At 67.9% G+C, this 18,064-nt stretch carries 18 protein-coding genes; 16 read left to right on the top strand and 2 right to left on the bottom strand.

The genetic code is table 11. The annotated features are described in order from the left end of the window. Positions 1-59 precede the first annotated feature (59 nt). The 4 genes from secY to ACUYTF_RS01335 are packed head-to-tail and all read left to right on the top strand — an operon-like array spanning position 60 to position 3,710. Positions 60-1,382, top strand: coding sequence for a preprotein translocase subunit SecY (gene secY, locus ACUYTF_RS01350; protein WP_434141289.1), 1,323 nt, complete (start codon positions 60-62; stop codon positions 1,380-1,382). Next, positions 1,379-1,963, top strand: a complete 585-nt coding sequence (locus ACUYTF_RS01345) for an adenylate kinase (RefSeq protein ID WP_434141291.1) — start codon at positions 1,379-1,381, stop codon at positions 1,961-1,963. The genes secY and ACUYTF_RS01345 overlap by 4 nt, the downstream gene beginning before the upstream one ends. Positions 1,964-1,965: 2 nt before the next feature. Further along, a complete protein-coding gene (map, locus tag ACUYTF_RS01340; protein WP_434141293.1) occupies positions 1,966-2,808 on the top strand; it encodes a type I methionyl aminopeptidase in 843 nt (280 codons plus the stop codon). A 5-nt stretch (positions 2,809-2,813) separates the two neighbouring features. Continuing rightward, the gene (locus tag ACUYTF_RS01335; protein WP_434141295.1) at positions 2,814-3,710 is read left to right on the top strand and encodes a polysaccharide deacetylase family protein; all 897 of its coding nucleotides are present in this window, start codon (positions 2,814-2,816) and stop codon (positions 3,708-3,710) included. Positions 3,711-3,725: 15 nt separating this feature from the next. Here ACUYTF_RS01335 and ACUYTF_RS01330 read toward each other — a convergent pair whose 3' ends face one another. After that, positions 3,726-5,162 carry a PucR family transcriptional regulator ligand-binding domain-containing protein gene (locus tag ACUYTF_RS01330; protein ID WP_434141297.1) on the bottom strand — a complete coding sequence of 479 codons (1,437 nt, stop codon included), beginning with the start codon at positions 5,160-5,162 and terminating at the stop codon, positions 3,726-3,728. Between the two features lie 197 nt (positions 5,163-5,359). Here ACUYTF_RS01330 and ACUYTF_RS01325 point away from each other — a divergent pair, with 197 nt between their 5' ends. The 9 genes from ACUYTF_RS01325 (at position 5,360) to rplQ (ending at position 12,580) form a co-directional block, all read left to right on the top strand. Continuing rightward, positions 5,360-6,667, top strand: a complete 1,308-nt coding sequence (locus ACUYTF_RS01325; protein WP_434141299.1) for an MFS transporter — start codon at positions 5,360-5,362, stop codon at positions 6,665-6,667. A gap of 79 nt (positions 6,668-6,746) precedes the next feature. Further along, positions 6,747-8,381 (top strand): amidohydrolase family protein, encoded by a 1,635-nt coding sequence (locus ACUYTF_RS01320; protein WP_434141301.1) that lies wholly within the window; start codon positions 6,747-6,749, stop codon positions 8,379-8,381. Positions 8,382-8,384: 3 nt separating this feature from the next. Then, positions 8,385-9,383 carry an agmatinase gene (gene speB, locus ACUYTF_RS01315; protein ID WP_434141303.1) on the top strand — a complete coding sequence of 333 codons (999 nt, stop codon included), beginning with the start codon at positions 8,385-8,387 and terminating at the stop codon, positions 9,381-9,383. 135 nt (positions 9,384-9,518) lie between these two features. After that, a complete protein-coding gene (gene infA / locus ACUYTF_RS01310) occupies positions 9,519-9,740 on the top strand; it encodes a translation initiation factor IF-1 (protein WP_017885304.1) in 222 nt (73 codons plus the stop codon). Positions 9,741-9,808: 68 nt separating this feature from the next. Further along, positions 9,809-9,925, top strand: coding sequence for a 50S ribosomal protein L36 (rpmJ, locus tag ACUYTF_RS01305; RefSeq protein WP_132201997.1), 117 nt, complete (start codon positions 9,809-9,811; stop codon positions 9,923-9,925). A 185-nt stretch (positions 9,926-10,110) separates the two neighbouring features. After that, positions 10,111-10,479, top strand: a complete 369-nt coding sequence (gene rpsM, locus ACUYTF_RS01300; RefSeq protein ID WP_434141306.1) for a 30S ribosomal protein S13 — start codon at positions 10,111-10,113, stop codon at positions 10,477-10,479. A 48-nt stretch (positions 10,480-10,527) separates the two neighbouring features. Beyond that, positions 10,528-10,926 (top strand): 30S ribosomal protein S11, encoded by a 399-nt coding sequence (gene rpsK, locus ACUYTF_RS01295; protein ID WP_053352811.1) that lies wholly within the window; start codon positions 10,528-10,530, stop codon positions 10,924-10,926. Positions 10,927-11,043: 117 nt separating this feature from the next. Further along, a complete protein-coding gene (locus ACUYTF_RS01290) occupies positions 11,044-12,030 on the top strand; it encodes a DNA-directed RNA polymerase subunit alpha (protein WP_434141309.1) in 987 nt (328 codons plus the stop codon). 46 nt (positions 12,031-12,076) lie between these two features. Next, entirely contained in the window at positions 12,077-12,580 is a 504-nt protein-coding gene (gene rplQ, locus ACUYTF_RS01285) for a 50S ribosomal protein L17 (protein WP_449279223.1), read from the top strand. Positions 12,581-12,812: 232 nt separating this feature from the next. Here the strand turns inward: rplQ and ACUYTF_RS01280 are convergent, their stop codons facing one another. Next, positions 12,813-14,882 carry an acyltransferase family protein gene (locus tag ACUYTF_RS01280; protein WP_434141313.1) on the bottom strand — a complete coding sequence of 690 codons (2,070 nt, stop codon included), beginning with the start codon at positions 14,880-14,882 and terminating at the stop codon, positions 12,813-12,815. Positions 14,883-15,023: 141 nt separating this feature from the next. On the opposite strand from ACUYTF_RS01280, the gene truA reads away from it, so the two are divergent. The 3 genes from truA to hisS are packed head-to-tail and all read left to right on the top strand — an operon-like array spanning position 15,024 to position 18,009. Continuing rightward, a complete protein-coding gene (gene truA, locus ACUYTF_RS01275; RefSeq protein WP_434141315.1) occupies positions 15,024-15,920 on the top strand; it encodes a tRNA pseudouridine(38-40) synthase TruA in 897 nt (298 codons plus the stop codon). A 10-nt stretch (positions 15,921-15,930) separates the two neighbouring features. After that, the gene (locus ACUYTF_RS01270) at positions 15,931-16,665 is read left to right on the top strand and encodes a MazG nucleotide pyrophosphohydrolase domain-containing protein (RefSeq protein ID WP_434141317.1); all 735 of its coding nucleotides are present in this window, start codon (positions 15,931-15,933) and stop codon (positions 16,663-16,665) included. Positions 16,666-16,701: 36 nt separating this feature from the next. Further along, positions 16,702-18,009, top strand: coding sequence for a histidine--tRNA ligase (gene hisS / locus ACUYTF_RS01265; protein WP_434141319.1), 1,308 nt, complete (start codon positions 16,702-16,704; stop codon positions 18,007-18,009). Positions 18,010-18,064: the final 55 nt, after the last annotated feature.

The following is an 18,064-nucleotide window of genomic DNA, read 5'->3' as shown; positions in this document are numbered from 1 at the left end:
GTGTGGTTGGTTATCGTCGTGAGGCGAAGCCCCATGACGACGTCCCCAGGAGGCAGGATTTGTTCAGCGCCATAGGACGGATTTTCCGTACGCCTGATCTCAGGCGGAAGATCCTCTTCACGCTCGCCATCGTCGCACTGTTCCGGCTCGGCTCATTCGTGCCGACGCCCTTCGTGCAGTTCGACAACGTCCAGTCGTGCCTCGCCGCGAACCAGGGCGGCACCTCGGGCCTGTACGAGATGATCAACATGTTCAGCGGCGGTGCGCTGCTGCAGCTCTCGGTCTTCGCGCTGGGCATCATGCCGTACATCACCGCATCGATCATCGTGCAGCTGCTGCGCGTGGTCATCCCGCACTTCGAGGATCTGCACAAGGAGGGCCAGGCCGGCCAGGCCAAGCTCACCCAGTACACGCGATACCTCACCATCGCCCTCGCCGTGCTGCAGTCGACGACGCTCATCACGGTCGCGCGCTCGGGGCAGCTCTTCGGCTCCGCCGCCAACCAGGCCTGCCAGAACCTGGTGGCGCAGGAGTGGTGGGCGGTGCTCATCATGATCCTCACGATGACCGCCGGCACCGGCCTCATCATGTGGTTCGGCGAGCTCATCACCGAGAACGGCATCGGCAACGGCATGTCGCTCCTCATCTTCACCTCGATCGCCGCGACCTTCCCGAACGCGCTGTGGGTCATCAAGCAGTCCGAGGGCTGGGAGGTCTTCTTCCTCGTCATCGGCGTCGGCCTGCTGGTCGTATGCGCCGTGGTCTTCGTCGAGCAGTCGCAGCGCCGCATCCCGGTGCAGTACGCGAAGCGCGTCGTCGGTCGCCGCACCTACGGCGGCTCGAGCACCTACATCCCGATCAAGGTCAACATGGCCGGCGTGATCCCGGTCATCTTCGCCTCGGCGATCCTCTACCTGCCGATGCTCATCGCGCAGTTCAATCAGCCGAAGATCGGCGAGGACCCGAAGGGCTGGGTCGTCTGGATCCAGAACAACCTCGTCTACGGCGATCAGCCGCTGTACATGCTGGTATTCTTCCTGCTGATCATCGGCTTCACGTTCTTCTACGTACAGATCACCTTCAACCCGGAGGAGGTCGCGGACAACATGAAGAAGTACGGCGGCTTCGTCCCGGGCATCCGCGCCGGCCGTCCGACGGCCGAATACCTCAACTACGTGCTCAACCGCGTCACGAGCGCCGGGTCGCTGTACCTCGGCGTGATCGCTCTGATCCCGCTCATCGCCCTCGCCTTCTTCGGCGCGAACCAGAACTTCCCGTTCGGCGGGGCCTCGATCCTCATCATCGTCGGTGTGGGGCTCGAGACGGTCAAGCAGATCGATGCGCAGCTGCAGCAGCGTCATTACGAAGGGCTTCTCAAGTGAGCGAAACCACCACCCGACTCCTCATCATCGGCCCGCCCGGCGCGGGCAAGGGCACGCAGGCCGGCCGCATCGCCGAGGCCTACGGCGTCCCCGCGATCTCCACGGGCGACATCTTCCGCGCGAACATCAAGGGCGGCACCGAGCTCGGCAAGCGCGTGCAGGCGATCATCGAGAGCGGCGAGCTCGTTCCCGATTCGCTGACCAACGAGATCGTTCAGGATCGCCTCGGTGCGGACGACGCCCAGGGCGGCTTCCTGCTCGACGGCTACCCCCGCAACGTCGAGCAGGTGCACGCCCTCGACGGCATGATCGACGGCGACGCGCTCGACGCGGTCGTGCTGCTCGAAGCCGACGTCGACGAGGTCGTCTCGCGCCTCCTGAAGCGCGCCGAGATCGAGGGCCGCGCAGACGACACCGAAGAGGTCATCCGCCACCGCCAGGACGTCTACGCGGAGCAGACGGCACCGCTCGTCGAGCTCTTCACGGAGCGCGGGATCCTCGTCGCCGTCGACGGTCTCGGCACTGTCGACGAGGTCGCCGAGCGCATCGCCGCCGGCCTCTCGGCCCAGCTGGGACGCTGAGCATGGCGCGTCGGGGGCTACTGCGCCGATCGATCTACAAGTCGCCGGCCCAGCTGCGGCTCATGATCGAGCCGGGGCGGGCCACCGGCGCCGCGCTCCGCGCGATGCGCGAGGCGGTGCGGCCCGGCATCACGCCGCTCGAGCTCGACGCGATCGCCGAAGATGCGATCCGCTCGCTCGGAGGCGCTCCGAACTTCATGCTCGAGCCCGGATATCGGCACACGATCTGCGCGAACGTGAACGCCGACGTGGTACACGGCATCCCGACCGACCGCCCGCTCGTCGACGGCGATATCGTCTCGCTCGACGTCGGCGCGGTGATCGGCGGCTGGAACGGCGATGCGGCGATCACCGCCGTGCTTCCCGACCCGCGCGACGCCGAGCGCACCGCGAGCAACACGAAGCTCAGCGAGGTCACCGAGCAGGCGATGTGGCGCGGGATCGCGACGCTCGCCCGCGCCACCCATTTGAACGAGGTGGGCACGGCCGTCTCGCAGTACGTGCGCAGCCACAGCGACTTCGGCGTGCTCGAGGACTACATCGGGCACGGTATCGGACGCAGCATGCACGAGGATCCGCCGGTCTTCAACGTGCCGGTCGCCCGCAAGGGTCCCGAGATCAAACCCGGCCTCGTCGTCGCGATCGAGCCGATCATCTCGGCCGGCACCATCGATACGGTCATCCAGAACGACGACTGGACCGTGACGATCGCCGACGGTTCGATGAGCGCGCAGTGGGAGCACAGCGTCGCGGTGCACGAGAAGGGCATCTGGGTGCTGACCGCAGACGACGGCGGCGCCGCCGGCCTCGAGCCGCTCGGCATCACCCCCGTCCCGATCCCCTGATCGAAGTGACCGCCGGGGGAGTCCCACTGACGAGGCGGAGCCTGGTCATCGGTTCCGTCGGTCTGCTGCTCGTCGGTTGCTCCCCGGAAGCGCCCGCCGACGTGCGCCCACGACCCGCTACGAGCACTCCGGCGCCGTTCGCTACACCGGAACCCGAACCGACGCCCGAGCCCGATCCCGTGCTCGAGACGCCGCCGCAGCCCGATGTCGAAGCAGTGATCGCCGCGCATGAGGGCCTGGCCCCGACGCAGTGGGGCATGCACTTCCCGGGCGTCGTCGGCACGGGGGTCGACGCCGGGAGCGCACAGCCCGGTGCGGTGCATCTCACGCTCGACGCGTGCGGCGGGCCCACCGGCTCGGGCTACGACGCCGCCCTCATCGACGGACTCGTCCAGGCCGGGATACCGGCGACCCTGTTCCTGAACCTCCGATGGATCACCGCGAACCCCGATCTCGCGGCGCAGCTCGCGGCGAACCCGCTCTTCTCCATCCAGAACCACGGCGCCCTGCATCGCCCGCTGAGCGTGACCGGCGCAGCGGCCTACGGCATCGCGGGCACGGCCAGCGCCCGGGAGGCCGCGTACGAGGTCTGGGAGAACCATCTCGCGATCGAGAACCTCGCCGGGGTCGCACCGCGCTGGTTCCGCCCCGGCACGGCGCACCTCGACGATGTCGGCCTGAGCATCGCGGCCTCGCTCGGCGAAGGCATCGCCGGCTTCGCGGTGAATGGAGACGGGGGAGCGACCCTTCCAGCAGCAGCCGTCACGGGCGAACTCCTCCGATGCGCGGGCGGCGAGATCGTGATCGCGCACATGAACCAGCCCGGCTCGGGCACCGCGGCAGGGATCCTGCAGGCCATCCCGCAGCTGCAGGCCCGAGGTCTGGCCTTCGCCGCGCTGTGATCCGCGCCGTCGGAATCACCTGCGCGCCTCGGAGGCGCGATAGGCCCAGAGCCCGATGCGTAGATCTGCCAGATCAGCGAAATCCAGAGGGTTCTTGCCGACGATGCTGTGAATGCGCGAGAGTCGGTGCCGCACCGTATTGATGTGCAGGAACTCCGCCTGCGCCGTCGCCTTCAGCGAACCGTTGTGCGCCATGAACGCTTGAAGGGTGCCCAGGAGGTCGCGCCCGCCGCGCACTTTCGGGTCGAGCAGTGGGCCGATGAGCTGATGGACGAACGGAGCGAGGAGCCCGGGCGGCTGCTGCTCGAGCAGGGTTTCGATAGTGGTGAGGCTCTCGGGTCCGCAGACGCGGCCCTGCTTGCGGGCGACCCTGAGGGCGGCACGGGCCTCGAGGATGCCGCGCTGCAGCTCGGGCTGCTCGATCGCGCTGCTGTATCCGCACACCAGCCCGAGTCTCTGCGCGATGCCGTGAGCGTCCGTGGGAGTCGCGGAAGCGACGAGGAGCTCGTCCCCGGTATCGGCGATGAGCCCGGATCCGAACTGCTCGACCAGCAGATGGAATGTGCCGCGGGGCCAGGCGGATACCGAGAGCGGAGCATCTTCCATGCCGCCGCTCGCGAGATCCGCGGCGAGGGAGCCCGGGCGGGCCAATCCATTCGCTACCAGCGTGAAGAGCTCCCCGATGCGACGCGATTGCTGGCGCAGCTTCTCGAACTCGTTGCGGTGCGCGACCTGCAGCACGCGCCCGATCTGGTGCAGGGCTCCGGTCTCGAGTGCTGGATGCGAATCATCGGGGGCCCAGAGCAGCGACTCTTCCGCGTTCAGCCGTACCCGATGCACGGATCCTGAGTCTTCGGGCGCGTTGAGGAGTTCGCGCGCAGCGTGCTCCTGCAGCTCGCCCCGGTGCCAGAAGAGGAATCGGCCGCCGAGAGCGCGTTCGCATTCCGTGATGAGCTCCGAGGTGAGCGCTCCTCCTTGGAGCAGCGTGAGCATCCCGGCGATGATCTGGTCATCGCGCTCTGTAGCGGCGGTATGCAAGCGCAGGCGGTCGTCGGCGAGTCTCACGCTGATCTCCGTGAACGGCGTTCCCGTCGCCATCTCCACCAGAGGCATGCCCGCTCTGCGGCACTCGTCGATGAGGGGCGTCGGGGCGTGCAAGTGCACCTCGCCGAGGCCGAGGCAGATCGCGACAGCTCCCGCACGGCTGACCGCATGCACGAAGTTCGCGCAGTTCGCGGCCGATGTCAGGGCCGTGCCCACCGTGCAGATGAGCTCGCCAGCGCGCACGTACGGGCTCGGGTCGATCGCCTCGGTAGTGTGCACATCGGTGATCATCACCGTCGCGGGCGGTTCAGAGGTGAGCACTGCCGTGATGTTGAGCCCTGGCTCGGCGAGGAGCGCCGAGAGCGGTTTCCCGGGCCAAGGGTCCAGCGGGGATGAGTCGTCGATCATCGGGCTCCTTCTCATTCCTCGTGGGGGCGGCGCAGCCGCCCCGCTTGCGCCGCTGATTGTATGTTCGCACAATAAACGCCGCTGTTCGATAGCACTCATCCAATCTGCTGCTGTTTCGCTTGTCGGATCGTCGTGTGGGTTCGCATAATGTTGCCGTCCGCATATTTGCGTCCGCTCAATGTCGAGTCAGGAGAATGATGAGTGAAACGAAGAACCGCACGACGCCTCGTCTCGCTGCAGGCGCCGCGCTCGCCGGCACCAGTATCGAGTGGTACGACTTCTTCATCTACGCCACGGCAGCGGCTCTCGTGTTCAGACACGTGTTCTTCCCGCCCGATATGAACCCCACGATAGGGCTGATCGTCGCCTTCGGTACCACCTCGTTCGGTTACCTAGGACGGCCGATCGGCGCACTGCTGTTCGGCTATCTCGGCGACCGGATCGGGCGCAAGCCGATCCTCGTCGCAACGCTCCTGCTCATGGGTATCGGCACGGTCGGTATCGGTCTGCTGCCGAGCTACGAGACTGCGGGCCCCATCGCGCCCCTGCTGCTCGTAACGCTGCGCCTCGTGCAGGGCGTCGCGATGGGCGGTGAGTGGGGCGGTGCCGCATTGCTCGCGGTGGAGCACGCACCGCAGGGGCGACGCACCTTCTACGGCTCGTTCGTGCAGCTCGGCTCCTCGGTCGGCGCCACCCTGTCGTCGGTGATGTTCTCGGTCTCGGAGCACATCGGAGGAGGCCTGCTCGAAGGCTCCTGGCGCATCCCCTTCCTCATGTCCGCCGTGCTGCTGGTGCTCGGCCTGATCATCCGGCTGAAGGTCGCGGAATCGCCTGAGTTCACCAATACGGCTGCGCTGGGGATCCTCGTGAAGAACCCGGCGAAGGAGGTCATCACGCGGATGCCGCGACGGCTGCTCATCGGCATCGGTGCGATGTTCATCGCCACGGGCGGATACTACGTGACGTCCTCGTTTTTCCTCGCCTACTCGACGGACGAGGCCGGGGTGCCGATCGATCTCGTGCTGAACGCACTCATCATCGCGGGGCTCTTCGAGATGGCGTTCATGCCGCTCGCCGGCCTTCTGGGCGACAAATGGAAGGCCCATTACGTCGTGGTCGTCGGGCTATCGGGAATCGCGATTCTGTGCGTCCCGCTGTATCTGCTCGCGCACACCGGGTCCATGTTCATCATCACGGCGATGCTGTGCGTCATCGCGCTCTGCACTGCCTTCAACTACGGCCCGATGGCGAGCATCCTCGCGCAGCTCTTCCCTGTGAATGTCAGGTACTCCGGTACCTCGCTCGCCTATCAGGGAGCCGCGCTCACCGCCGGCGTCGTCACGCCGATCGTGCTGCCGACGCTGCTGGGCATCGCGAACGGCTCTCCGTGGCTGATCTTCGCCTACCTCGCCGTCTTCTGCGGAGTATCGATCCTGAGCGTGCTCGCCATTATGCGCCTGCACGACAAGGGGCGCCGGGAAGCGGCACCGGACGTGCATGGCTGAAGCCGGGCGGGGAGCACAGGGCGCACTGATCCGCCCATCATCCATCGATGAATCGCAACACTCGAGAATGGAACCTCTGATGAGCATGGTCGAGACGCTGTTCGTGAACGGCACGATCCGCACCGTCGAAGACGTGGTGGCCGCCGACGCAGTACTCGTGAGGGATGACCGCATCATCGCGGTCGGTACGGAAGCCCAGTGCAGAGCCGCATCGCTGAGGCCACCGGAAGTCATCGATCTCGACGGCGGCACCATGCTCCCCGGATTCGTCGATGCGCATTGCCACCCGTTGATGCTCGGGCAGTTCGATTCGTGGGTCGATTGCAGTTGGAACGCGGCGCCATCGGTCGAGGATGTCGTCGCGCGACTGCAGGAGCAGGCGCAGTCGCAGCGGACCGGCCCGGTGCGGGGCGAGGGGTTCCATCACGGCAATGTCGCCGAGGGGCGCATGCTGACCCTGACCGACCTCGACCGCGTCGCGAGCGACCGGGAGGTGCTCGTTTTCCATTCGAGCGGGCACGGCGCGATCGTCAACTCCTGGGTGCTGCAGCAGGCGGGCGTCACCGAAGACACACCGGACCCCGATGGCGGGCACTTCGGGCGCGATGGGTCCGGCGCGTTGAACGGCGAAGTCTGGGATGCCGCCGCCGACGTCCTGACGGGCGCGGGCGGCGTGAAGATCGCGAACAACGGACCGAACTTCCATCTGCCTGAGGGGCTCGCGGAGCTCGCCGATCATCTCGGCGAGGCTCAGTCGCGCTTCCTCTCAGCCGGAGTGACGACCGTGGTCGACGCGCAGGTCACAGCCCGGGAGCTGCGCGCCTACTTCGCGCTCCGACGTCGGGGCGAGCTCACCATGAGGGTCGAGATGCTCGTGATCTCGAGCCTGCTGGACCAGATGGAAGCGCTCGGACTCGGCGACCGGCTCGGCGACGATCTGCTCGCATTCTCCGGGATCAAGCTCTATGTCGACGGCGCGCTCACCGGCGCCACAGCGCGGTTCAGCGAGCCCTACTGCTGCTCGACGGAGGACTTCGGCTATTACTACCATTCCCCGGAGGAGATCTCGGAGCTCATCGCGCGGGCGGACCGGCTCGGCTTGCAGACCGCGACGCATGCTCAGGGCGACGCGGCGATCGAGGTCGTGATCGACGCGCACGAGGTGATCCGTGCTTCGGGGGGACGCACCGATGCGAGGCACCGCATCGAGCACTTCGGAGCCCCGACCTCCGAGCAGGTGCGCCGCGTCCAGAAGCTCGGATTGTGGCCGGTCACGCAACCGCAGTACATGCGCCGCTACGGCGAGGAGCTCTCGAAGGCGCTCGGCGATCGCGCGCAGCGCCTGTGTCCGCTGGGGGAGATGCGCGACAACGGGGTGCCGCTGGTCCTTTCGTCAGATGCGCCCGTCTGCCCGCCCGACCCGATGGAGGCGGTGTGCACGGCAGTCGCCCGCATGACTTCGACGGGAGAGGTGCTCGGCGGCCCGGAGCTGCGATTGACGGTCGCCGAGGCGATCGAGGCGCACACGCTCGGCGCGGCGAGATCGATCCATCGAGAGTCATCGGTCGGGTCGATCGCTGCGGGGAAGCTCGCGGATCTCATCGTGCTCTCCGCCGATCCCTATGCCGTTGCACCAGAAGCGCTGATGCAGATCGAAGTTCTCGAGACCTGGGTCGGCGGGCATCGCGTATTCGAACAAGAGAGAGGGAACTGAGCCATGGATGATTCGAAAGACCGGAGCAGCGCGAGGCCAGCGCCCGTCGGGCAGGTCGACGGACAGGTCTCGCCGCGATATGCGGGCTTCACGACGTTCGCGCGTCTGCCGCGCATCGACGATGTGCAGGCGCACGATGTTGCGATTGTCGGCGGCCCCTTCGATGCCGGGGTGACATTTCGGCCAGGAGCCCGCTTCGGACCATCGGCCATCCGCGAGGCATCGCGACTGCTCAGGGCGTACAACCCTGCGCAGCAGGTGCACCCATTCGACCAGGTGCAGGTCGTGGACGCCGGCGACATCGCCTGCAATCCGTTCAGCATCGAGACGGCGATCGACGAGGTGCAGGCCGGGCTCGCAGAGCTGATGGGCGGCGAGCAGCGCCCCTATGTGCTCCTCGGCGGCGACCACACGCTCGCGCTGCCGTCGCTGCGGGCCGTTCATTCGGAGCATGGTCCGGTAGCGCTGGTCCATTTCGACGCCCACCTGGACACCTGGGGCACCTACTTCGGAGCATCGATCACGCACGGTTCGCCATTCAGGCGGGCCTCCGAAGAAGGCCTAATCCGCAAGGATCGCTCAGCGCATGTCGGCATCCGGGGGTCGATCTACCAGCCGGAGGATCTGGAGGATGACGAGCAGCTCGGATTCACCATCATCCACTGCCGCGACTTCGACAGGATCGGCGCCGAGGGCGCGCTCGAACGCATTCGGCGACGGGTCGGTGACGCACCGGTGTACATCTCGATCGATATCGACGTGCTCGACCCGGGCTTCGCGCCGGGCACCGGCACCCCCGAGGCCGGAGGGATGACTTCGCGCGAGCTGCTCGAGATCCTGCGCGGCATGAGCGACCTGCACATCGTCGCAGCCGACATCGTCGAAGTCGCGCCCGCGTACGATCACGCGTCGATCACCGCAGTCGCGGCATCGAACCTGGCGTATGAGCTCGTGAGCATCATGGCGACGCAGTCGAACCGGGCGCGAGGCGCGAACTCCTGAGGGAACGCGTGCTTGCGCGAGCGGGATCGCCGGTGTAGAGTAACTCTTTGGTGCTTTGCGCCTGTTTTCGTGTTCTCGAAAACGGTGCCGAGCATTCGCAAGACCAGTACATCCTACTCAAGCGATAGTGAGGCTATGGCGAAGAAAGACGGCGTCATCGAGATCGAGGGCCAGGTCGTTGAGGCACTGCCCAACGCCATGTTCCGTGTCGAGCTGACCAACGGTCACAAGGTACTCGCTCATATCTCGGGCAAGATGCGGCAGCACTACATCCGCATCCTCCCGGAAGATCGCGTAATCGTGGAGCTGACGCCCTACGACCTCACGCGCGGTCGCATCGTCTACCGCTACAAGTAGGCCGCTGGAAAGTAACGACTCGCGGCATCCCGCGAGTACGAGGACAGCGAACCACTAGAGGAAACATCATGAAGGTTAAGCCCAGCGTCAAGCCCATCTGCGATCACTGCAGGGTCATCCGTCGCCACGGCCGCGTCATGGTCATCTGCAAGAGCAACCCGCGTCACAAGCAGCGCCAGGGCTGATCCCCTCGCCGCTCGCGCTTCCCGGCCTCGGCCGGAAACGCGGACGCACCGCTCTCGCAGAGCAGACAAGTCAATACTCACAGCGCATCGAAGAAGCCGAGCCCAGCGGGCGCGGTGGACACCTCGGGCGGAGGCTCGAACCCCCGATGCGCACCACACCTCCACAATCCGCAAGGAGAGCCACCATGGCACGTCTCGCAGGAGTCGATATCCCGCGCGATAAGCGCGTCCAGATCGCACTGACCTACATCTACGGCGTCGGCCGCACGAGCGCACTCAAGGCGCTCGCCGACACCGGCATCGACGGCAGCATCCGCGTCAAGGATCTGACCGACGATCAGCTCGTCGCGCTCCGCGACTACATCGAAGGCAACTTCAAGGTTGAGGGCGACCTCCGCCGCGAGGTCGCAGCCGACATCCGCCGCAAGGTCGAGATCGGCAGCTACCAGGGTCTTCGCCACCGCAAGGGCCTGCCCGTGCACGGTCAGCGCACGAAGACGAACGCTCGTACCCGTAAGGGCCCGAAGCGCACCGTCGCCGGCAAGAAGAAGTAATCGCCGGTTCACTGACCGAACACACAGAGCTTTTCAGGAGAATACTCAATGGCTGCACCGAAGACGGCGGCTCGTAAGCCGCGTCGCAAGGACAAGAAGAACGTTGCAGTGGGCCAGGCCCACATCAAGTCGACGTTCAACAACACGATCGTTTCGATCACGGACACCACCGGTGCTGTGATCAGCTGGGCCTCCTCGGGCGGCGTCGGCTTCAAGGGCTCGCGCAAGTCGACCCCGTTCGCCGCGCAGCTCGCCGCAGAGTCGGCTGCCCGCAAGGCGCAGGAGCACGGCATGAAGAAGGTCGACGTTTTCGTCAAGGGTCCCGGCTCGGGCCGCGAGACCGCGATCCGTTCGCTCCAGGCTGCAGGCCTCGAGGTCGGCTCGATCAATGACGTCACCCCGCAGACGCACAACGGCTGCCGCCCGCCGAAGCGTCGTCGCGTCTAACCAGCACGCGTGTGCGATTGAGCGCGGTCGGGTCACCGGCCCGCCGCGCTCCGTCGCAATTCCTCATTCCCGATACCGCATGAGTCATATAGCGGACTCCAGCGAAAGGACACCACCGTGCTCATTGCACAGCGCCCCACTCTGACTGAAGAATCGATCTCCGAGTTCCGTTCGCGCTTCGCCATCGAGCCCCTCGAACCGGGCTTCGGCTACACGCTCGGCAACTCGCTGCGTCGCACGCTGCTCTCCTCGATCCCCGGCGCCGCTGTCACCAGCGTCCGCTTCGAGGGCGTTGCCCACGAATTCACCACGATCCCCGGCGTGACCGAGGACGTGACCGAGATCATTCTCAACATCAAGTCCCTCGTCGTCTCCAGCGAGCACGACGAGCCGATCACCGCCTACCTGCGCAAGACCGGTGAGGGCGAGGTGACCGCCGCCGACATCTCCGCTCCCGCTGGTGTCGAGGTGCACAACCCCGAGCTCGTCATCGCGACGCTCAGCGACGCGGCCCAGTTCGAGCTCGAGCTGACCATCGAGCGCGGCCGCGGCTACGTCTCGGCAGCCCAGAACCGCAACGAAGACGCAGAGGTCGGCCGGATCCCCGTCGATTCGATCTACTCGCCCGTACTGAAGGTCACCTACCGCGTGGAGGCCACGCGCGCCGGTGAGCGTACCGACTTCGACCGCCTCGTGGTCGATGTCGAGACGAAGCCCGCCATCAGCCCCCGCGACGCCATCGCGTCGGCCGGTTCGACCCTGGTCGAGCTGTTCGGCCTCGCACGCGAGCTGAACACCGCCGCCGAGGGCGTCGAGATCGGCCCCGCGCCGGTCGAGGCGGCCACCGAGGGCGAGCTGTCCATCCCGATCGAGGATCTGGACCTCTCCGTGCGCAGCTACAACTGCCTCAAGCGCGAGGGCATCAACACGGTGAGCGAGCTCGTCGCGCTCTCCGAGGCGCAGCTCATGAACATTCGCAACTTCGGTCAGAAGTCCGTCTTCGAGGTGCGCGACAAGCTCACCGAGATGGGCCTCTCGCTGAAGGATGCCGTGCCCGGTTTCGACGGCGCGCAGTTCTACAGCTACGAAGACGACAACAACTAACGATCCGGCCGTCACCGACCCGATCGCACATCCACTGGAGTAAACAATGCCGAAGCCCAACAAGGGCCCCCGCCTCGGAGGCGGCCCCGCTCACGAGCGCCTGATGCTGAACCAGATGGCTGCGCAGCTCTTCGAGCACAAGCGCATCCAGACGACGGAGACCAAGGCCAAGCGTCTGCAGCCCGTCGCCGAGCGCCTCGTCACCTTCGCGAAGCGCGGCGACCTGCACGCACGCCGTCGCGTCATGCGCCAGATCCTCGACAAGTCGGTCGTGCACGAGCTCTTCACCGAGATCGCACCCCTCGTCGAGAACCGTGAGGGTGGCTACACCCGCATCATCAAGACCGGTTTCCGCAAGGGCGACAACGCTCCCCTCGCAGTGATCGAGCTCGTTCTCGCGCCCGTGAACCCGAAGCCGAAGAAGGCTGCTGCGGCTCCGGCCGAAGAAGCACCCGTCGAGGCCGAGGTCGTCGAGGAAGAGGTCGCCGAGACCGAAGCCGCCGAGACCGAGGCTCCCGCTGAGGAAGCCGCCGAGGAGAAGGCCGAGTAAGGTCTTCGTCCCGTCGCACGAGCGAACGCCCCGCGCATCCGAGAGGAGACGCGGGGCGTTCGTCGTTGTACGCGGCGTCCGGTGCGGCGCGGGCGTTTCGGACCAGGCGGCGCGACGACTGGAGTGGCGCGGCGCCTCAGAATAGCTGCGGCACGGTACTCCGGCTATACGGCGGTCGCGGGGCTATACGGCGGATCCTGCGCGGCATGCAGTGGGCCCTGACGGCCTGGAATCAGCGGCGGGGGATCGCGTAGCCGAGCGCCTCGCCGGGCTGCTGCAGTGCGTCGAGCGCCTGCTGCACCGACGCCGCGTAGATCGCGCCGCCGCTCGGGTTGGGATGGATGTCATCGCCCGCGAGTGCGCCTTCGACGCCGGTCACAGACCCTTGCCAGTCGGCGACGACGACGCCTCGATAGCTCGCAGCGAAGCTCTCGAGCGTCTGGTTGACGCCGGGAATCCAGTCGCGTTCGCCGTACGCGTTCACGAGCACGATGAGGCGCGTCCCGGCGAGGCGGTGCAGTTCTTCGAGCTCCTCGGGGTCGACGGTGCCGTTCGTGCCGAGCCCGACGACGACCACGGAACGCAGTGCGCCCTGGTCGGCCTCCTGCTGCGCCAGACCGACGCCCGGTCCCATGCCGCGCGAGACGGCGGCGTCGATGGCGATGCCCGGGAACGCCTCGGTGAGCTCGGGGAGGCTCGCGAGCATCACGGAGTCGCCGATCGCCGAAATATCGGCCCCCTGCGGCGCCACCGGCGGGAGCGCCTTGCGGCATTCCTCGGCAGAGCGTTTCGCGTCGGTGTCCTTCGAATCAGAGCTCTTCGCGTCGGTGCTCTTGGCGTGGGTGCTCTCGGCGTCAGCGCTCCGGGTGCCGGCGCCCGCGTCGCTCTGCTTCTGGTCGCCGGCGTCCTGCGCATCGCCCTTCGCGGCGGAGGCACCGGCGGAATCGCACGCGTGGGCATCGGCGTCGGCACCGGATGCGGCGTCGGCACCGGTATCGGCGCCGTCGGCCGCGCCCTCGGCCTGCTCGTCGAGCGCAGCTTGGCCGCGCGCGATGGCCTCCGCGGCGGTGCTCAGCGACGGGGCCGTCGCGATCGTGTACGCGGTCGCGGGCACGGTGACGACGAGCAGTGCGGCGAGCACTGCGGCGACGGTGCGGTTGCGGCGCGTACTGATCTTGAACGTGCAGAGCTTCTTCAGCGTGGCGCGCAGGCCGAGGCTCCTGATCGGCTGCTCGACGTAGCTGTACGAGAGCGCGGCGAGCGCGATCGTCACGGCGAACGTGAAGACGCCGGTCACCCAGGGCTCGAGCGCACCCGCGAACGCCGCGCCGAATACGATCAGCAGCGGCCAGTGCCACAGGTAGATGCCGTATGAGCGCTCGCCCACCCAGCGCATCGGCAGGATGTCGAGCGCACGCCCCGCCCACGCCCCCGGGCGAGTGATCGCGCAGACCACCACGATGGCGGCCGCGGTCGCCAGCTGGAAGCCGCCTTGGAAGCTCTCGGGGCTGGCCTCGTCGAGGTCGACCGCGAGCCAGCCGAGCACCGCCAGGCCCGCGAGCGCGATCGCGAGGATGCCGAGCTGGCGCATCACGCCGAGTCGGCGTGCCGGCGGTGCGTCCGGCGAGCGGTGCAGCAGTGCGGCCGCACCGGCCCCGAGCAGCAGGCCGAACGTATGCGTGTCCGACCCGAAGTAGATGCGGGTCGCGTCGGCGCCGAGCATCGACATGATCGCCATCCACGCCGCGGAAGCGCTGCCGAGCCCGAGCAGTACGGCGGCCCGGCTCCACCGGCCGCGCATGCGGAACAGCAGGAGCAGCAGCAGCGGCAGCACGATGTAGAACTGCTCTTCGATCGCGAGTGACCATGTATTGCGGTACAGCTCGGGGTTGTCCCTCGCGAAGTAGTCGGCGCCCAGAACGATGTAGACCCAGTTGCTCACGAAGAACGAAGCGCCCGCGATCTGCTTGCCGATCGAGACGAGGATGTCGCCGCCGACGAGTCGGGCGAGCGACGTGCAGACGAGCAGCACCAGGGCGAGAGCCGGTAGCAGACGCCGAGCTCGGCGCCGCCAGAAGTTGATCAGGCCGATGCGCCCCCGGGCGTCGAGCTCGCGCAGCAGTAGCGAGGTGATGAGAAACCCGCTGATCGCGAAGAAGACGTCGACGCCGAGGAAGCCGCCCGGCAGCAGCGTCGGCCAGAGGTGGTACACGAGCACCAGCCCCACGGCGACCGCGCGCAGCCCGTCCAGTCCGCCGAACCTCGCCGTCGCGATGTGCTGCGATGTGGCTCGGTCGGGCATGCAGGGGGCCTTTCAAGGGGTGCGTCGGGGCGGCCGTCCGGCCGCGGGCATACCGGGACATTGTACGCGGGTGTGCTGACAGAGCCGGTCCGGCTCCGGGGCAGGGGCGTCGGGCGAGGCGCGATCTGGCAGGATCGAAGCGTGACCCCAGAGAACATCAGGCTCCGTTTCGATCTGTCGTACGACGGCACCGACTTCTCGGGCTGGGCGGTGCAGCCCGGGCTGCGCACGGTGCAGGGGGAGCTCGAGCGGGCGATCGCCGTGCTGCTGCGCACCGACGCCGTGCGGCTCACGGTGGCCGGGCGCACGGACGCGGGCGTGCACGCACGCGGCCAGGTCGCGCACCTCGATGTCACGCCCGAGCAGTACGCGAGGTGGCAGGGGCGCGGCTCATCGGCCGGCACGGATCGGGCGGATGCCGAACTGCGCGCCCGCCGGCTGAACGGCGTGCTCGGGCGCAGCGCCCCCGACGCGGTGGTGCACTCGGTGCGCGCGGTGCCCGGCGCGTTCGATGCGCGCTTCTCGGCGCTGCGGCGTCGGTACGAGTACCGACTGCGCGATCAGCGGTCGCGGCGCGACCCGTTGACGGCGCGCTTCACTGCAGATGTGCCGAGGCGCCTCGATGTCGCCGCGATGCAGCGGGCCTCGGACGAACTGCTCGGGCTGCAGGATTTCACGACGTTCTGCAAAGCCCGTGAGGGCGCGACGGCCGTGCGCGAGCTGCTGCGCTTCGACTGGCGCATCGCCGACGACGGCGCGATCGTCGCGGCGATCGAGGCCGATGCGTTCTGCCACTCGATGGTGCGGGCCCTGGTCGGAGCCGCGGTCGCGGTCGGCTCGGGGCGCATCGACGGGGCCGAGGTGCCGGTGCTGAGGGATGCGCGAACGCGCACGAGCCGGTTCACGGTGATGCCGGCGCACGGGCTGAGCCTCGAGGAGATTGCCTACCCGGCCGATGAGGATCTGGCGGCGCGCGCCGAGCAGACGCGGGCCCGGCGCGATGGGCTTCCCGGGGACCTCCCCGGCGCTTCGCTCTAAGGTGGAAGGCATGGGCTTCGAAGCAGAAGGTGATGAACCGGCGACCGAGACGAGCATCGAACCGGGCGGCGACCCTCTCAGACGCGCGCAGGCCGTCGTGCGGCGCATGGTCGAGCCGGGCGGCTGCGCCTGGCACGAGGAGCAGACCCACGAGAGCCTGACCCCGTTCCTCATCGAGGAGAGCTCGGAGTTCGTCGACGCCGTCGAGCGCGGCCTGCCCGCCGACGAAGTGCGCTCGGAGCTCGGCGACGTGCTCTACCAGGTGCTCTTCCATGCGGCGATCGCAGAGCGCGACGGCGAGGGCTACGATCTCGACGAAGTGGCAGGCAGCCTCGCCGACAAGCTGATCGCCCGCCATCCCCATGTCTTCGGCGACCGCGGGTACATGACGGTCGAAGAACTGCATGACGAATGGGAGCGCCTGAAGGAGGACGCGGCGGGCGAGGAGCGCGGGTCGCGCGGCGCGCTCGACGGCATCCCCGCCGGCATGCCGACCCTCGCTCGCGCGGCGAAGGTCGTCGAACGGTTGCGACGGGCGCGGCTCATCGACCCGAGCGACGCGGCCGGCCATTCGGACGACCCGCTGGCCGCTGCGATCGGCCCGGACGAGCAGCGCCTCGCCGAGCTCGCGATCGGCGATTCGATGCTCGCCCTCGTCATGCGCGCGAACGCCGGCGGCATCGACCCCGACCGGGCCCTGCGCCTCGCGGTCGACCGCCTCGCCGAGCGCACGGCCGGCGAGTAGCGGCCGCCGGGGCAGCGCCGTGAGAGAATGGCGGTCATGGCCAATGTGAACCCGCCGCGCGGCATGCGCGACTTCCTCCCTGCTGACAAGGCCCGGCGCGAGCACGCGCTCGGCGTGATCAGAAGCGTCTACCGGGCGCACGGATTCGACGAGATCGAGACGCCGGTGGTCGAGGATTACGGACGGCTCCACGCGGGCCTCGGCGGCGATAACGAGAAGCTGAGCTTCTCGATCCTGAAGCGGGGGATCGGCGCCGAGGCGCTCGCCGCCGCGGCCGAGTCGGGCGACGTCGCAGAGATCGCCGATCTCGGTCTGCGCTTCGACCTCACCGTGCCGCTCACGCGCTTCTACGCCACGCACCGGGCGGAGCTGCCGCCCGTGTTCCGATCGATCCAGATCGCGCCGGTCTGGCGGGCCGAGCGGCCGCAGCGGGGCCGCTACCGCCAGTTCGTGCAGGCCGATATCGATATCATCGGCGAATCGGGGCTGCTCGCCGAGATCGAGCTCGTCACCGCGACGTCGGAGGTCTTCGCCTCGCTCGGCCTCGAGGGCTGCGTCATCCGCGTGAACGACCGCCGCATCCTGTTCGGTCTGCTCGCGCACTGCGGGTTCGCCCCCGCGACGCACGATCACGCGCTTATCGTCATCGACAAGCTCGACAAGATCGGTGCCGCCGGAGTCGTCGAGGAGCTGCGCGGCATCGACTCGACGGCCGCGGAGCGCATCGGGGAGGTGCTCGCCGCCGTCGAGCCCGCGCTCGAGGGCGAGGGCATCGCTCTCGACGGCGACGCCATCCGCGCGGTGCTGCCCGACGGGGCCGCGGAGGAGGGCATCGAGAATCTCGCCGCACTCGGAGATGCGCTCACCGGCTCGTTGCCCGGCGGCGTCGAGGTGCGGTTCGACCCGACGCTCGTGCGCGGCATGGGCTACTACACCGGCACCATCTTCGAGGTCGCCCACCCCGGCTCGGGCAGCTCGGTCGGCGGCGGCGGCCGCTACGACGGCATGGTCGGCCGCTTCCTCGGCCAGGATGTGCCCGCGGTCGGTTTCTCGATCGGGTTCGAGCGGGTCGTCGATCTCGTCTCGATTCCCGGCGCAGACGGCCCCGAATCCGTCGTGCTCGTGTACGACGCGAAGGGCGGCGACGCGATCGCCTCGGCAGACCTCCTGCGGCTCAAGCGCGAGCTCGTCGCACGCGGTCACCGTGTGCGCCTCGAGAAGCGGCAGAAGAACATGAAGACGCTGCTCGCCCGCATTGAGGGCGAGGGGTTCACGAGCTTCGCGAACGCGCGCGCCGGCATCGCCTCGGCAGACGATCTGGAGTGGCGCCCGCTCGGAGGATGACGGTCGTATGACGTGCGGTTCGCCCGCCTCGGGGCGAGCGCGCTACCCTGGCCGT

This window comes from Leucobacter sp. GX0328 (assembly GCF_053567315.1).
This window is presented reverse-complemented; position numbering and strand designations above follow the sequence as displayed.

Bases quoted from the DNA above. Each gene is read 5' to 3' on its own strand.
- map (WP_434141293.1), top strand. From the start codon at position 1,966: ATGGCGCGTCGGGGGCTACTGCGCCGATCGATCTACAAGTCGCCGGCC.
- ACUYTF_RS01330 (WP_434141297.1), bottom strand. From the start codon at position 5,162: ATGATCGACGACTCATCCCCGCTGGACCCTTGGCCCGGGAAACCGCTC.
- ACUYTF_RS01325 (WP_434141299.1), top strand. From the start codon at position 5,360: ATGAGTGAAACGAAGAACCGCACGACGCCTCGTCTCGCTGCAGGCGCC.
- ACUYTF_RS01320 (WP_434141301.1), top strand. From the start codon at position 6,747: ATGAGCATGGTCGAGACGCTGTTCGTGAACGGCACGATCCGCACCGTC.
- speB (WP_434141303.1), top strand. From the start codon at position 8,385: ATGGATGATTCGAAAGACCGGAGCAGCGCGAGGCCAGCGCCCGTCGGG.
- infA (WP_017885304.1), top strand. From the start codon at position 9,519: ATGGCGAAGAAAGACGGCGTCATCGAGATCGAGGGCCAGGTCGTTGAG.
- rpmJ (WP_132201997.1), top strand. From the start codon at position 9,809: ATGAAGGTTAAGCCCAGCGTCAAGCCCATCTGCGATCACTGCAGGGTC.
- rpsM (WP_434141306.1), top strand. From the start codon at position 10,111: ATGGCACGTCTCGCAGGAGTCGATATCCCGCGCGATAAGCGCGTCCAG.
- rpsK (WP_053352811.1), top strand. From the start codon at position 10,528: ATGGCTGCACCGAAGACGGCGGCTCGTAAGCCGCGTCGCAAGGACAAG.
- rplQ (WP_449279223.1), top strand. From the start codon at position 12,077: ATGCCGAAGCCCAACAAGGGCCCCCGCCTCGGAGGCGGCCCCGCTCAC.
- ACUYTF_RS01280 (WP_434141313.1), bottom strand. From the start codon at position 14,882: ATGCCCGACCGAGCCACATCGCAGCACATCGCGACGGCGAGGTTCGGC.
- ACUYTF_RS01270 (WP_434141317.1), top strand. From the start codon at position 15,931: ATGGGCTTCGAAGCAGAAGGTGATGAACCGGCGACCGAGACGAGCATC.
- hisS (WP_434141319.1), top strand. From the start codon at position 16,702: ATGGCCAATGTGAACCCGCCGCGCGGCATGCGCGACTTCCTCCCTGCT.